This window comes from Mesorhizobium sp. M0938 (assembly GCF_040319125.1).
Lineage (GTDB): Bacteria > Pseudomonadota > Alphaproteobacteria > Rhizobiales > Rhizobiaceae > Mesorhizobium > Mesorhizobium robiniae.
This window is the reverse complement of record NZ_JAMYNS010000002.1, coordinates 115,973-130,260: the sequence shown is the minus strand read 5'-3', so window position 1 is coordinate 130,260 and position 14,288 is coordinate 115,973. Positions and strand designations below refer to the sequence as shown.

At 62.8% G+C, this 14,288-nt stretch carries 18 protein-coding genes; 7 read left to right on the top strand and 11 right to left on the bottom strand.

Annotated features, from left to right (window positions below; translation table 11 throughout):
• Window positions 1–60 precede the first annotated feature (60 nt).
• From ykgO to NKH73_RS03280, 9 genes are all read right to left on the bottom strand, one after another.
• On the bottom strand, window positions 61–186 hold the full coding sequence (gene ykgO / locus NKH73_RS03320; RefSeq protein WP_006327841.1) for a type B 50S ribosomal protein L36: 126 nt from the start codon (window positions 184–186) through the stop codon (window positions 61–63).
• Between the two features lie 199 nt (window positions 187–385).
• On the bottom strand, window positions 386–1,462 hold the full coding sequence (locus tag NKH73_RS03315) for a 5-(carboxyamino)imidazole ribonucleotide synthase (protein WP_352928025.1): 1,077 nt from the start codon (window positions 1,460–1,462) through the stop codon (window positions 386–388).
• Window positions 1,459–1,956, bottom strand: coding sequence for a 5-(carboxyamino)imidazole ribonucleotide mutase (gene purE / locus NKH73_RS03310; protein WP_352928023.1), 498 nt, complete (start codon window positions 1,954–1,956; stop codon window positions 1,459–1,461). Before purE ends, NKH73_RS03315 begins: the two co-directional genes overlap by 4 nt.
• A 103-nt stretch (window positions 1,957–2,059) precedes the next feature.
• Window positions 2,060–3,265: an aminotransferase class V-fold PLP-dependent enzyme gene (locus NKH73_RS03305; RefSeq protein WP_352928021.1), complete on the bottom strand. Its 1,206-nt coding sequence runs from the start codon at window positions 3,263–3,265 to the stop codon at window positions 2,060–2,062.
• 24 nt (window positions 3,266–3,289) lie between these two features.
• The gene (locus tag NKH73_RS03300; RefSeq protein WP_352928018.1) at window positions 3,290–3,751 is read right to left on the bottom strand and encodes a RidA family protein; all 462 of its coding nucleotides are present in this window, start codon (window positions 3,749–3,751) and stop codon (window positions 3,290–3,292) included.
• Between the two features lie 35 nt (window positions 3,752–3,786).
• Window positions 3,787–4,581, bottom strand: coding sequence for an amino acid ABC transporter ATP-binding protein (locus NKH73_RS03295; protein ID WP_352928016.1), 795 nt, complete (start codon window positions 4,579–4,581; stop codon window positions 3,787–3,789).
• A gap of 4 nt (window positions 4,582–4,585) precedes the next feature.
• Window positions 4,586–5,236: an amino acid ABC transporter permease gene (locus tag NKH73_RS03290; protein ID WP_352928014.1), complete on the bottom strand. Its 651-nt coding sequence runs from the start codon at window positions 5,234–5,236 to the stop codon at window positions 4,586–4,588.
• A gap of 1 nt (window position 5,237) precedes the next feature.
• Window positions 5,238–5,903 carry an amino acid ABC transporter permease gene (locus NKH73_RS03285; RefSeq protein ID WP_352928012.1) on the bottom strand — a complete coding sequence of 222 codons (666 nt, stop codon included), beginning with the start codon at window positions 5,901–5,903 and terminating at the stop codon, window positions 5,238–5,240.
• 77 nt (window positions 5,904–5,980) lie between these two features.
• The gene (locus NKH73_RS03280) at window positions 5,981–6,862 is read right to left on the bottom strand and encodes a transporter substrate-binding protein (RefSeq protein ID WP_352928009.1); all 882 of its coding nucleotides are present in this window, start codon (window positions 6,860–6,862) and stop codon (window positions 5,981–5,983) included.
• Between the two features lie 126 nt (window positions 6,863–6,988).
• Between NKH73_RS03280 and NKH73_RS03275 the strand changes: the two genes are divergently transcribed.
• A complete protein-coding gene (locus NKH73_RS03275) occupies window positions 6,989–7,792 on the top strand; it encodes an IclR family transcriptional regulator (RefSeq protein ID WP_352928007.1) in 804 nt (267 codons plus the stop codon).
• A gap of 31 nt (window positions 7,793–7,823) precedes the next feature.
• Here the strand turns inward: NKH73_RS03275 and NKH73_RS03270 are convergent, their stop codons facing one another.
• The gene (locus NKH73_RS03270; RefSeq protein WP_077380473.1) at window positions 7,824–8,027 is read right to left on the bottom strand and encodes a YdcH family protein; all 204 of its coding nucleotides are present in this window, start codon (window positions 8,025–8,027) and stop codon (window positions 7,824–7,826) included.
• A gap of 239 nt (window positions 8,028–8,266) precedes the next feature.
• Between NKH73_RS03270 and NKH73_RS03265 the strand changes: the two genes are divergently transcribed.
• The 6 genes from NKH73_RS03265 (at window position 8,267) to NKH73_RS03240 (ending at window position 13,355) form a co-directional block, all read left to right on the top strand.
• On the top strand, window positions 8,267–8,446 hold the full coding sequence (locus NKH73_RS03265) for a YdcH family protein (RefSeq protein ID WP_095487303.1): 180 nt from the start codon (window positions 8,267–8,269) through the stop codon (window positions 8,444–8,446).
• Window positions 8,447–8,687: 241 nt separating this feature from the next.
• Window positions 8,688–9,941, top strand: a complete 1,254-nt coding sequence (gene ispG / locus NKH73_RS03260) for a flavodoxin-dependent (E)-4-hydroxy-3-methylbut-2-enyl-diphosphate synthase (protein WP_352928003.1) — start codon at window positions 8,688–8,690, stop codon at window positions 9,939–9,941.
• A 4-nt stretch (window positions 9,942–9,945) separates the two neighbouring features.
• Window positions 9,946–10,815 (top strand): lytic transglycosylase domain-containing protein, encoded by an 870-nt coding sequence (locus NKH73_RS03255; protein ID WP_352928001.1) that lies wholly within the window; start codon window positions 9,946–9,948, stop codon window positions 10,813–10,815.
• A 36-nt stretch (window positions 10,816–10,851) separates the two neighbouring features.
• Complete coding sequence (locus tag NKH73_RS03250; RefSeq protein ID WP_352927999.1) at window positions 10,852–11,403, top strand: chloramphenicol phosphotransferase CPT family protein; 552 nt, start codon at window positions 10,852–10,854, stop codon at window positions 11,401–11,403.
• A 28-nt stretch (window positions 11,404–11,431) separates the two neighbouring features.
• Window positions 11,432–12,169 carry a class I SAM-dependent methyltransferase gene (locus NKH73_RS03245; RefSeq protein WP_352928755.1) on the top strand — a complete coding sequence of 246 codons (738 nt, stop codon included), beginning with the start codon at window positions 11,432–11,434 and terminating at the stop codon, window positions 12,167–12,169.
• A gap of 274 nt (window positions 12,170–12,443) precedes the next feature.
• Window positions 12,444–13,355 carry a LysR family transcriptional regulator gene (locus tag NKH73_RS03240; protein ID WP_352927997.1) on the top strand — a complete coding sequence of 304 codons (912 nt, stop codon included), beginning with the start codon at window positions 12,444–12,446 and terminating at the stop codon, window positions 13,353–13,355.
• Window positions 13,356–13,364: 9 nt separating this feature from the next.
• Here the strand turns inward: NKH73_RS03240 and NKH73_RS03235 are convergent, their stop codons facing one another.
• Window positions 13,365–14,282 carry a polyprenyl synthetase family protein gene (locus tag NKH73_RS03235; RefSeq protein ID WP_352927995.1) on the bottom strand — a complete coding sequence of 306 codons (918 nt, stop codon included), beginning with the start codon at window positions 14,280–14,282 and terminating at the stop codon, window positions 13,365–13,367.
• Window positions 14,283–14,288: the final 6 nt, after the last annotated feature.

Genomic DNA, 14,288 nt, shown 5'->3' with positions numbered 1-14,288 from the left:
GGCCGGAAGGCCAGCAATTACATCATGCAAGCGTGGAGGCAGGCCTCCACGCGAAAAGACTCAGCCCTGGCGCGCCTTGTAGCGCGGAGCGGTCTTGTTGATGATGTACACGCGGCCCTTGCGGCGAACCAGCTGGTTGTCGCGGTGACGCGCCTTGAGCGCCTTGAGCGAATTCTTGATCTTCATGGTCTTGCCCGTCGGTCTGGGCCCGCTTGGGCCGAATTATTAAGGCGCGCTCGGAAAGCGCGCCTCTCAACTTGTGCGAGGCTCATAAACGAGGAGCCTTACCCGTGTCAACCGCAGCATGCTTAATGGATGAAGCGAGTACGGCGGATTTTGAGTTTCCGCTCTATCGACGGCAATAGAGCGGCGCTGCCCAATAGCCTCAACGGTGACGGGTCATCCGCGTAAAATGACCCATTTTGCGACCGGGCCGCGCCTCGGCCTTGCCGTAGAGATGCAGCATCAGATCGGGCTCGGCGAGCAGGGCTGCGACGCGCAAGACGTCGTCGCCGATCAGGTTTTCCATGACGCAGTCGAAATGGCGACCGGGATTTCCCAAGGGCAGGCCGGCGACAGCACGAATATGCTGCTCGAACTGCGAGACGATGCAGGCGGCTTCCGTCCAGTGGCCGGAATTGTGAACGCGCGGCGCGATCTCATTGGCCAGCAGTGCGCCGTCGGCAAGGACAAAGAACTCGACGCCGATGACGCCGACATAGTCGAGCGCGGCAAGTATCTCTGCTGCTGCCGCCTGGGCTGCGGCGGCGGTTTCGGACCCTATCCTGGCCGGCAAGGTCGAGCTATGCAGGATGCCGTCGCGGTGGACGTTTTCTGCCGGGTCGTAGGCGGCGAGCGAACCGTCTATGCCGCGCGCCGCGATCACCGAAATCTCGCGTTCGAAGGCGACGAAGGATTCGAGGATCAACGGCACGTTGCCCATCGCCTCGCAGGTGCCGGCAAAGCCGCCCGTTTCCATGTTGCGGAAGACACGCTGGCCCTTGCCATCGTAGCCCATGCGTCGCGTCTTCAATATGCCGCTGCCGTCGAACTTTTTCAGCGCCGCCGTCAATTCGTCGTCATTGTCGACGGGACAGAAATCCGCAGTGGGAATGCCGATGCCGTTGAGGAATTTCTTTTCCGCCACCCGGTCCTGCGCCACTTCCAGTGCGCGTGCCGGCGGATAGACCGGGACCGTGACGGCAAGCGCGCTGGCGGCCACGACCGGAACGTTCTCGAACTCGTAAGTGACGACGGCGCTGACTGCTGCCAGTTCGGCGAGCGCGGCCGTGTCGTCGTAGGCAGCGGCGATCTGCCGGTTGGCGACCTGTGCTGCCGGGCAATCCAGCTGCGGTTCCAGCACGACCGTGCGGTAGCCGAGGCGGGCCGCTGATATGGCCAGCATGCGGCCGAGCTGGCCGCCGCCAATGATGCCGATGGTCGATCCGGTGGGCAGGCTCATGGCGCGTCCGTCGGCTCGGCGGCGACCTTGGCGGTCTGGGCGGCGCGCCAGGCATCGAGCCGGGCAGCGAGCTTTTCGTCGGTCAGCGCCAGCACGGCCGCAGCCAGAAGGGCGGCATTGGTGGCGCCCGCCTTGCCGATGGCCAGCGTGCCGACCGGAATGCCGGCCGGCATCTGGACGATGGAGAGCAGCGAGTCCTGCCCGGAAAGCGCCTTCGATTCCACCGGCACGCCAAAAACGGGGAGCGGCGTCATCGCCGCCGTCATGCCGGGCAGGTGCGCCGCACCGCCGGCGCCGGCGATGATCACCCGAAAACCAGCCGCCTTGGCGCCCTTGGCAAAGTCATAGAGCCGGTCGGGGGTGCGATGGGCCGAGACGATCAGCCGCTTGTGCGGGATGCCCAATGCCTCCAGCGTCTCGGCGGCGTGGCGCATCGTCGCCCAGTCGGACTGGCTGCCCATGATGATGGCGACGTCGGCGCGTTGATCGTCCAAGCTTCTGCTCCCGGCGGCAAAGGCGCGCATTAGCGGAATTCGGGATCGACGGCAAGGATGCGATGCCCCTGCGCAGCATTTGAACGGGTGGCGTCAACGTTACCTAATCAGGCCAGCGCAAGGCGCCGGCGGAGTCCTTGCGAGCCTGCTTCATCGCATCCTCAGGGCGTTCAGCTGCGCTCAACACCGCCCGCAGGCGTTCGGCGACAATCTCCGCCTCGCCGGGGTGGAGGTTGCATGGGTCCAGGAAGAAGTGACCGCGCTCGACCTCGTGGTTGCGCACGATAATAGGAGGCGAGCCTGCCGCCAGCGCCGAAGCAAGGCCGGCAGCGGTGAACCTGCTTTCAGGCGTAACAAACACCTGCATGCGGTCGAGCGGATTGGCGGTCGGGTCGGGAATGATATGCGCGGCGATGCCGGGCAGGCTCTGCAATGCGTCCTCCCACAGATGCAAAGCCGCTTCCTCCCGCTTGCGGATGCCGGCATGGTCGCGCCGCTCCCAGGCCTCCAGCGCGGCCATGGTGCCGGCGATGCTTTCCTTGCCGACCTTCATCGCCCGCGCAACGCCACGATTCTGGAGATAGGCGGCCCGCACCAGATCCTTGCGCCCGGTTACGATGCCGCTTGTCGGTCCGCTGAGAAACTTGTGCCCGCTATAGACGACGATGTCGGCGCCTCGGGCGAGAAAGCCGCGCAGGTCGTACTCGGAAGCCGCGTCGACGATCACCGGGACGCCCTTGGCGTGGCAGATCTCGCAGAATTCCTCGAGCGAGAGCATGCCATATTGCACCGTGTGATGCGCAACGACATAGAGGCCTGCAGCGGTGCGGTCGCGGATCGCCTCGCGTACATGATAGTCCTGCGTCACGCTGACCGTGCCGGCCGGTATTGTCTTTGCCCCGGCCAACCGGATCGACTGGTCGATCGGCGCGCCGTAATTAACGATATGGCCGAGTTGGACGATGACCTCCGACTTGAGGCCCTCGGTGTCATCCGGCAGCCGCTCGATTGCGAGAAGGTTGGTGCCGGTCATCGTGCCAGCGATCGCCATGGTGATGCCGCTGGCGCAGCAAGCCGTGATGAAGCCGGCCTCGCCCCCTGTGAGGCGCGCGACGACCGTGCTTGCGGCGCGTTGCAGATCGTCCATCTCGACCCACTGCGAAGCGATCTCCGACATCGCGGCGATCGCCTCCGGGACGACGATCGAGGCGCCGAGCGCCGTCATCGTGCCGGAAACGTTGATGATCGGGCGAAGGCCAAGTCGTTGGCGAATGGTCGTGTTGGCGCCGTTTCCGGAATAGGTTTTCATCTTTGCAAATCCCATTGATGGACGTCAGGCGGCGATCTCGACGATCGCCTCGATTTCAACTGTGATGTTTCCCGGCAAAGAGCCGACACCGATCGCCGAACGTGCGTGTCCGCCGATGCTTTCAAAGACAGCGGCGAAAAGATCGGAACAGCCGTTCACTACCTTCGGGTGATCGCTGAAGGTCGGGATCGCGTTGACGAAGCCAAGCAGCTTGACGACACGCACGATGCGGCCGAGGTCGCCCGCTGCGGCATGCATGACGGCAAGCAGGTTCAAGCCGGTGAGACGGGCATGCTTATAGGCCTCCTCCACCGTGACGTCCTCGCCTACCTTGCCGGTGCAAAGCGTGCCATCGGCGCGCAATGGACCCTGGCCGGAAAGGAAGATCAGCCGTCCGCTTTCGGCGTGGGTTACGAAATTGGCAATCGGCGTCGGCGGCTCGGGCAGCGTCAGGCCCAATTCGGCGAGCCGGATGTAAGGCGTCATAAAAGGCTCCTTGCGACAGCTTTCGCCGTCCGATGTCAGAAATGCGAGGCGCGGAACCGCGCCAGAAAGCTGCGAAGGCGTTCATTATCGATCTCGGCGCCCAGGATCTCGGCAGGCGGGCCCGCGGCGCTGACGCCACCATCCGCCATGAAGACGATGCGGCTCGAAGCGTCGCGCGCAAAGGCCATCTCGTGCGTGACCATCACCATGGTCATGCCGTCCTCGGCCAGGCTGCGCACCACCTCGAGCACTTCGCCGACGAGCTCCGGATCGAGCGCGGAGGTTATTTCGTCGAGAAGCAGGATTTTTGGCTCCATCGCCACCGCGCGGGCGATGCCGACGCGCTGCTGCTGGCCGCCGGAAAGCTCGGCCGGCAGGCTGTCGGCCTTGTGTGCAAGGCCGACCCGGCCCAGCCAGTGCTCGGCAATGGCACGGGCCTCGGCGCTGCTCTTGCCGCGCACCTTGCGCAGGCCGAGCATGATGTTGCCGGCCGCCGTCAGATGCGGGAACAGATTGAAACTCTGGAACACCATGCCGGTCTCGGCGCGCATCGCCGCAAGGTCGCGCTCGCTGCGGCGCTGGCGTGCTCCGGCCTCGCGGTAGCCAACCTCCTTGCCGTCGATGCGGATCGAGCCGCTATCGTAGCTCTCCAGGAAGTTGACGCAGCGCAGCAGCGTGGTCTTGCCGCTGCCGGAAGGCCCGATGACAGTCACCACTTCGCCTCGGGTCACTTGCAGACTGACGGAGCGCAGGACCTCGACGGATCCAAAGGATTTGGAAACGTCGCGGATATCGAGAAGCGCCGGATTGGCGGGCGGGGCGATGGACATCTTGCTATTCCCGGATGAAGGAGAAACGCCGCTCCAACCGTCGGCTGGCCAGGGAGAGGGCGTAATTGACGGCGAAGTAGATGACCGCGCCGAGGATGTAGAGCGGCATCGCCTCGTAGGTGCGGCCGATGACCTGGTTGATGGCGTGCATCAGGTCGGTGATGCCCAGCAGCGAGACCAGCGCGCTGCCCTTTACCGCATCGGTGACGCCATTGATCCATGGCGGCAGGAAGCGCCTGAACGCTTGCGGGAAGATGACGTAGGCCAGTCGCTGGCGAAAGGTCAGCCCGATTGCCATTGCCGCTTCGGACTGCCCTTTCGGTATGGAACCGACCGCGCCGCGCAGATATTCGATGACCTGCGCGGTCTTGAACAGAGTGAGCGCCAGCACGGCTGCCCAGAAGGATTCCAGATGGATGCCGACGGCAGGCAGGCCGTAATAGACGAAGAAGATGAGCACCAGGATCGGAATGCCGCGTATGGTGTCGCTGAAAATGCGCACCCCCCAGCGCAGCGGCGCGGGGCCGTAGACAAGGCCGACGCCCATCATCACACCGGCGACGAGCGACAACGCCACGACCAGCAGCGACACCCACAAAGTCACGGCAAAACCTTGAGCCAGGAAGGGCAAGGCATAGGCGATCTGGCCAAGCATGTTAGTGCGCCGCCCTGAACCGGCGCTCGACAAGCCGAAGCGCATAGAGAAGCGCGTAGCCCGTCAAGAGGTACATCGCTGTCACCACAAGGTAGACCTCCACGATCCGGAACGTGTTGAAGTTGATCCATTGGGCGCCGTAGGTGAGTTCGGGCACTGAAATGACCGAGGCGACGGACGTGTCCTTGAAGAGGGATAAGAAGGTGTTGGAAAGCGCGGGCAGCGTTATCCGCAGCATCGTCGGCAGACGCACATGGAGCAGCCGCTGCCAGGGCGTCAGACCGATCGCCTTGCCGGCGTCGAGCTGTCCGCGCGGCACGGCTTCGAGCCCCGAACGAAACACCTCGACCAGATAGGCGCCGCTATAAAGCGACAGCGTCGCGACGAACGAGGTCTGCGCGCTGTAGGCGATATCGACCACGGTCGGCAGGCCATAGAAGACCAGGTAGACGAGCAGGATCAGCGGCACGTTGCGGATGAATTCGACATAGGCCGCGATGCCGGTCCGGACCAGCCGTCCGGCCGAAACGTACCAGACGGCCAGAAGCAGCCCGATGACGATGCCGATCGCTATGGAGATCACGGCGAGCTCGAGACTGAGCAGCAGGCCGCCCCACAGCTTGTCGAAATGCCGCCAGATCAGGTTGAAATTGAGGGCGTAGCCCATGCGTCTGCCTCAGTGCGGAGGGCCGTCGAGGAGAAGGAGGCGGAAGGGCGCCGATTGCTGCCCTTCCGCCAGCTGCATCAGATGACCGGAAAACCGGGATGCCGGGCCGGCGGCTCCAGCCCGAAATAGTCCTTGAACGCCGCGTCGTAGAGCGCCGTTTCATGACCGAACATTGCAGTCGCGAAGGATGCGTTGACAAAGGTCAGCCAGTCGAGATCGCCTTGCCTCAGCGCTGCGCCGTAAAGCATGCTGAACCAGCTTTTGCCGGCATCGAAGTAGCGGTCAGGATTGCGTGAGGCGAGCCAGCGCACCGTGGAGAGATCGACGGCGGCGGCGTCGACGCGCTTCGACTCCAGTGCCTGCAGCACGTTGGCCTGGGTGTCTATCTGCATCACCTGCGACTCCGGCAGGACAATATGCACATTTGCCTCGGCATCGACATTCTGCAGGATGGAAATACGCGTTGCCGAACCGCCGGCAAGCAGCTTGTCGAAGGTCTTGTTCTCGGCGGTCGGAAGGGTCAGCAGAGCGATGCCTTCGACGTAATAGGGCCGCGAGAAGTTGATCAGCTGCGAGCGCTGGGCGGTCATGGTCATGAACTGGATCGAGATGTCGACCTTGTTGGTGGTCACATTCGGAATGCGTTGTGAAGGATCCTGCATGACGAAATCGACCATGGTCGGGTCGTCGAAAAGTCCCTTGGCAAGAATCCGGCCCATGGTGATGTCCATGCCGACGAGTTCGCCGGCATCATTCTCGAAGTGCCAGGGCGCGTTGGTGCTGCCGGTGCCGACGATCAGCTTGCCGCGATCGAGAACAGTACGCAGCAGGCTGTCGGGCGCCGCCTGCGCCGCCGCCTTCTGAACATCGACCGTTGCTGCTGCGCCCACCACTCCGGCCGTTGCAAGCCCGGCCATTCCCAATTTCAGAAATTCACGTCTTTTGGATGTGTCGTTCACGGCGACCTCCTTCGTGTTGTGTTCCCCTTTGGACGAGCAACATGCCTCGTTGCAATGAACGTGATTGTCCCTTACAAGAGACGCGTGTACTCTATACAAGACAGATACTAACATCAGGAGCCGGTAATGCAAGATGGCAATGCCTTGGCAGTTCGGCTGGACGCCGGGCTGGACGAAGACAGGGCTTCGGGCTCTCGTGAGAAGGGTCTCAACCGGGTGCTCCAGATCCTGGAGTTTCTTCACGCGACCCAGCGTGCGATCGGAATTGGCGATCTCGCCAAGGGCGTGAATGCGCCTCGCTCGACGACCTATGCGCTTGTGCGCTCGCTGGTAGATGCTGGCCTGCTGGAAATGGCCGGCGACGGCAATCGCGTCTATTTCGGAAAAAAGCTTTATCTCTACGGAATGGACTATGTGCGCGGCAACGACCTGCTCAGGAGAGGGCGTCAGGAGGTCGACAATCTGTCGCGCGAGACAGGCGAGACCTCCGAATTGTGCATGCTGCAAAGCGGACGTTACACAATCGTCCATTCAAGTCCGGGCACCAGGCCGTTCCGGATCAGCTCGGCCACAGGTCTGCAGATCCCGCTTCCCTGGACCGCTTCCGGGCGGTTGCTTCTCGCCGGTTTCGAAAGGGCCGTGATCGAAGGCATGGTGTCCGAGGACGATCTCGTCCTGCCGGACGGCCGCAGATTGCTGCTCGACGACTTCATCGCCGATATTGCCCTGGCCGGGGCTGCCGGCTACTGCGTGACCTCAGGCCTTGTCGACGCCTATACTAAATGCCTTGCCGCGCCGGTCTTTTCGGTGCCCGGCAAAGTCGAGGCGACGATATGCCTGGTGGTCCCGATAGACACTTCCGAGGGAAAAACCGCCGATCTGATTGCCCTGCTGCGCGAACGCGCCGCAAGGCTTTCGATCGCGGGATGAGCAGGGTTGCTGAGACGGTAAGTGGATTTGCTCAGGCAATGATATCGGGAATGATCCGGTCTTCGAGAGCCATCAGCCGGTCTTTCAGGAAAAGCTTCTTCTTCTTCATTCGCTGGATCTGCAGAGGGTCGCAGTTCATGGCGATCATCGCGTTGATGGCCGCGTCGAAATCGGCGTGCTCCTGCTTCAGCCGAGAATATTCGAGGCGGATATCAGCCTGTTCCTGTTCGGACATTACCTACCGTCTGCACGTCTGCGGCGCCCAAAAATGGGCCTGATTGGGCGAGGCCGGAGGCATCTTGCTCCGGCGCGCAGCCAATATCACATTTCGTATTGTCGTGGAATGCTACCACGCAGCATTCGACATCGGTGCCCGATGGTGGCACACTGTCATTATGCCGTCACAGAAGCGAACCTGCGGTGGACGCCCCTTGACGGCTGCAATCGAGGAAACCATGAAAGGGAGAACCAATCATGTCTCTTGCATCCCATCTTGATGAGTTGCAGCGGAAACACGGCGACATCGAACGCGAAATCGATGACGCGATGAATCATCCATCAGTGGATGACCTCGAAATCGTGAATCTCAAGCGGCGCAAGCTGGCACTCAAGGACGAGATTGAAAAACTGAAAGCGAAACCGACCACGCACTGACCCTCTTCCTGGAATAGCCGCGCCGCTTCGGCGCGCAACCATCTTTCCGGTGGCAGCCATGCCGCCGGATAGAGGTTTTATTTTACATTTCGCGTATTATGGCTCCGGTCGCCGGCGATATCGGAGATGGTGCTGCTGTCTTTCGTTATGGTTTTGCTAGGTCTGCCTGCCTGTCGCCATTGACAAGCCATCTTTGCTCCTCCACCTCATGCCCGGACCTTCTAGATAAAAGGCACCGGCCATGACCGGATATTTTTCCTCACCCTTCCCGCGCCGCACGTCTGTCGGTGTCGATGTCGGCGGCGTGATGGTCGGCGCAGGTTCGCCTGTCGTCGTTCAGTCGATGACCAACACCGACACCGCCGATGTCGACCAGACAGTCGCTCAAGTTGCGGCGCTGCATCGCGCCGGCTCCGAGATCGTGCGCATCACCGTCGACCGCGACGAGAGTGCTGCCGCCGTGCCCGCCATCCGCGAGCGACTCGAACGGCTCGGCATCAATGTGCCGCTGGTCGGCGATTTCCACTATATCGGCCACAAGCTGCTCGCCGACCATCCGGCTTGCGCCGAGGCGCTGGCGAAATACCGCATCAATCCCGGCAATGTCGGCTTCAAGGACAAGAAAGACCGGCAGTTCACTGATATCGTCGAGATGGCGATCCGCTACGACAAACCGGTGCGCATCGGCGTGAACTGGGGGTCGCTCGACCAGGAGCTTCTGACCCGGCTGATGGACGCCAACCAGGGTCGGGGCTTTCCGCTGACCGCGCAGGAAGTGACGCGCGAGGCGATCGTGCAGTCGGCGATCCTTTCGGCCGAAATGGCCGAGGAGATCGGCCTTGGCCGTGAGAAAATCATCCTGTCGGCCAAGGTCAGCGGCGTGCAGGACCTGATTGCGGTCTACACCGAGCTTGCCACCCGCTCCAACCACGCGCTGCATCTTGGCCTCACCGAGGCCGGTATGGGGTCGAAAGGCATCGTCGCCTCGTCCGCGGCGATGGGCATCCTTCTCCAGCAAGGCATTGGGGACACGATCCGCATCTCGCTGACGCCGGAGCCGAATGGCGACCGCACCCGTGAGGTGCAGGTATCGCAAGAGCTGCTGCAGACCATGGGGTTCCGGCAGTTCGTGCCGATCGTCGCCGCCTGCCCCGGCTGCGGCCGCACGACCTCTACGGTGTTCCAGGAACTCGCCCAGAATATCCAGGCGGATCTGCGCAAGAACATGCCGGTGTGGCGTGAAAAATATCCCGGCGTCGAAAACCTCAAGGTGGCGGTGATGGGCTGTATCGTCAACGGTCCGGGTGAATCCAAGCATGCCGATATCGGCATTTCGCTGCCTGGCACCGGCGAGACACCGACGGCGCCGGTGTTCGTCGACGGCAGGAAGGCGGCGACGCTGCGCGGTCCTTCGATCGCCGCCGACTTTGAGAAAATGGTCGCCGATTATATCGAGCAGCGGTTTGGGCGAGTTGGCAAGGCCGCGGCGGAGTAGGTCGATGCACCTCCCCTGGGCGACGCTGGTCTTGCTCATTGGGCTGGGCTTGTTTGGCGCGCTGGGCTGGCCGACAGCCGCCAAGGCCGATCCGCCGCGCCCCGCCAAACAGCGGCTGCTCGACCGGGTTTGCAACCTGATAGAGGTCCATGCAGACCAGAACGGCCTGCCCAAAGATTTCTTTGCCCGGCTGATCTGGAAGGAAAGCCGCTTCGATCCCAATGCGGTCAGCCCGGTCGGCGCCGAAGGCATTGCCCAGTTCATGCCGGGCACAGCCAAGATACGCGGTCTCGCCAATTCCTTCGATATCGAGCAGGCCATCCCGGCCTCGGCAAAATATCTCGCCGAAATGAAAACCGGCTTCGGCAATCTGGGCCTGGCCGCCGCTGCCTACAATGCAGGCGAAACCCGGGTGTCGCGCTGGCTGAGTTCCGGTGGCTTCCTGCCGATGGAGACCGAAAACTACGTTCTGGACATTATGGGCGAGCCGGCCGACAGGTTTACCGACACCGCCTATGCCGGCATCATCCGGCCGCTCGACAAGAAATCGAGCTTCGCGGTCGCCTGCCGCAGGCTGCCGGTCATCAAGTCCAGAACCGTGGCCATGGCGTCGATCAACGTCAAGCCATGGGGCGTGCAGGTGGCTGGCAACTTCCGCCGCGCCGCGGCGCTCAGTCAATGGAACGGTGTAAAGCGCCGGTTTCCGGCCTTGCTCAAGGGCCATGATCCGGTGGTCAGCCGGGTGCGCTCGCCGATCGGCAGGCGTGGCATCTATGCGGTCCGGATCGGCGCCGACTCCAAAGCCAAGGCCGACAACATCTGCCAGAAACTGCAAAGCGTCGGCGGTGCATGCATTGTGGTGCGGAATCGGTAAAGTCTGCGCTTCGCCGTCACCTGAAAGTGCTGGAACATGACCGCCAAGATCGTGCTTCTCAACGGCGTCGGCAGCGCCGGCAAAAGTTCGATCGCCAAGGCGTTGCAGACGATGACCACCGAACCCTTTCTGCATGTTCAGATGGACGCGTTCGTCGAGATGCTGCCCGAGGCCCTCCAGAATCATGCCGACGGCTTCTCCTACGAAACGGTCGAGGAAGACGGCAAGCCGCAGGTCGTCATCAAAACCGGGCCGGTCGGCGAGCAAACCTTGCGAGGCATGCGGCACGCAATCGCCGCGATGGCGGCACAAGGCAACAACCTCATCGTCGATGATGTGCTCTGCAACGGCAAAATGCCGGAATATCTAGAACTGCTGTCGAAGTTCGCTCTTCACCTGGTCGGCGTGTTCGCTCCGCTCGACGTTCTCGAGGCTCGCGAAATCCAGCGGGCCGACCGCTTGCCGGGGCTGGCGCGCTGGCAATATGACCGCGTGCACAAGAATATCGGCTACGATCTCGAAATCGACACCAGCATGCTGACGCCGCTGGAATGCGCCAGGCGCATAAAAGCGACGTTCCAGCTATAGGCCAGGACCACCCAGCTATATGACCACCATGACCGACCGTCTCTACAGCGATCCCGACCTTGTCCAGTTCTACGACATCGAGAACGAAGGCGGCGTCGACTTCGACTATTGCGTCGGGTTTGCCAAGGGTGCCGGGTCGGTTCTCGACCTCGGCTGCGGCACCGGGCAGTTGGCCGCCGCGCTCGCCGACCGGCGTAGCGTGACCGGCGTAGATCCCGCGCCGGCGATGCTCGACATCGCGCGCCGCAGAGCTGGCGGCCAGAGGGTCGACTGGGTCGAGGCCGATGCGCGCGACGTCCGGCTCGGACGACGCTTCGATCTGGTGCTTTTGACCGGGCACGCCTTCCAGGTGTTTTTGACGCCGGAAGATCGAGAGGCGGTGCTTGCCACGATCGCGGCACATCTGGCTCCCGACGGGCGCTTTATCTTCGACACGCGAAATCCAGCGACGGAGGAATGGCTCGAGTGGACGCCGGAAAAATCCGAACGGGAATTGAGGCATCCCGGATTAGGCACGGTAAGAGCGTGGAACGATTCCCGGCGCGATCCCGCTACCGGTGTCGTCACCTACTCGACCCATTATGAAATCCCCGCCAGTGGGCGGGTGCTCAGCGCCGAGTCGAAAATAGCCTTCCCGGCAAAGGAAAGCCTTGCACAGATGCTGGATAAGACCGGGCTGCTCGTCGAAGAATGGCTCGGCAACTGGCAGGGCGAGCCATATGGCCCGGCCACGCCGGAAATCATCCCGATTGGCCGGTTGCGCTAGCCCGGCCGTCGCTTCGCCTTAAGCGGTTCCCCAGCTTTGTTCCGCACCCGACTGAGCACGCGGATAATCCGGAGGCACCACCGCCCAATTGCGGCGCTGCGCTGGCGACGTGCCCACCGATGCAGCTCGTGGCCATCGCGCAGATTTGGCTGTTCTGAACGCATCGCACCTCCTCGCCAGCATTTCCGTATGCTGAGGAGGGAGTCATATTATGTATCGCTGTCGCCGATAATTGGTGATAATTTCGGTTCATCTGTGACGAATTGGAATAAGCATGATGGACCGGCAGGAAGCGATGGGCGTGTTCCTGTCGGTTGTCGAGGAAGGCGACTTCTCGGCAGCGGCACGCCGGCTGCGGATGACACCGTCGGCCGTCAGTAAAATCATCGGTCGGCTCGAGTCCCGCCTCGGCGTGCGCTTGTTGCAACGCTCGACGCGGCGCATCAGCCTGACGGCGGAAGGCAGCACCTATGCCGACAGCGCTCGCCGTATCCTGAACGACATCAAAGAGGCTGAAATCGCGGTTCAACCCGGCGCAGAACCGCGCGGTCGCCTGCGTATCAGTCTTCCGAGCGCCTTCGGCCATCGTTTGATCGTACCGATGCTACCGGCTTTCATCGATCGCTTCCCGGCCATTGAGCTCGAGCTGATGTTTACAGATGCGATTGTCGACCTGTTGGCTGAGGAAACGGATGTCGCCGTGCGCGTTGCCGCCCAGAGCGATTCCAGGCTGGTGGTGCGCCGGCTGGCGCCCAATCACCGTGTCATTTGCGCGTCAGCTCAGTATCTCGAAAAACACGGCATACCGATGACGCCCGGCGACCTTCAACACCATACATGCCTTGGCATCACATCACGCGGCGGCCTCAACATCTGGGAATTCGATGGGCCGGATGGCCCGCAAAGCATGCGTATCCGCAGCCCCATCGAGGCCAACAGCACAGAAGCCCTGCGCCGGCTGGCGCTCGCCGGTGTCGGCATCATCCGGATGTCGGAGATATTGGTCGGGCCGGATATCAGGATAGGCAGGCTGGCCGCACTGCTCACCGGATACAATCATCATGACGGACCGCCAATCTGCGCCGTTTATCCGCCTGGCCGGATCCTGTCGCCACGTGTCCGCGTGTTCGTGGATTTTCTGGCCGAGCAGTTCGCCAACCCTCCTTGGCTACACGGCGCGGCATAAAGAGCAGCGTCAGCTGTTGCGGGTCGCCACGAATTCCGCCGCTTGCTTCAGAAGCACGGCGTCTTCGCCATAGGGGTAAAGCAAGGCATGAGCCTGGTCGACGAGGCCTTGAAGCTGGTCCCGCGCCCAGTTCGCGCCGTGCAGCGCCACCAGCGTCGCCTTGCCGGCGGCTGCATCCTTGCCGGTCGCCTTGCCCATCTGCTGCGCGTCCGCCGTCAGGTCGAGCAGGTCGTCGGCAAGTTGAAAGGCAAGCCCGATCGCCGAGCCGAACTCGGCCAGCCTTTCACGGTCGGCCAATGGCGCGCCGGCAATGATCGCGCCCGCCTCGCAGGCGAAGCGGATCAGGGCGCCGGTCTTCATCGCCTGAAGCCGGATGATGCCGGCTTCGTCCGGCCTGATACGCTCGGCCTCGAGGTCGTGCATCTGGCCGCCAACCATGCCGCCGGCTCCGGCGGCGCGGGCCAATGCCAGCACCAGCGCCGCCCTTCGCTCGGCCGGCAGCGTGGTCGCTTCGTCGGCAATGATGTCGAAGGCCAGCGCCAGCAAGGCGTCGCCGGCGAGGATGGCGGTCGCCTCATCGAAGGCCTTGTGCACGGTCGGCTGGCCGCGGCGCAAATCGTCGTCGTCCATGGCCGGCAAATCGTCATGGATCAGCGAATAGCAATGCACGCATTCGAGCGCCGCCGCGACGCGCAGCGCCGCCTCGCCGTCCGCGGAAAACAACGCGGCACTTTCGATGACCAGGAAGGGGCGCAGGCGCTTGCCCCCGTTCAGCACGCCGTGGCGCATCGCCGCCATCAGACGTTGCGGCCGCGCGATCTCACCTGAAAGCGGGCGGTCGTCGAGGAGCCGCCTGAGCAACGCCTCGATCGGACCTGCGCGCGCGACAAGGGCTGCCTCGAACGGAATTTGATGGTCTTTCGTCATGGCCGG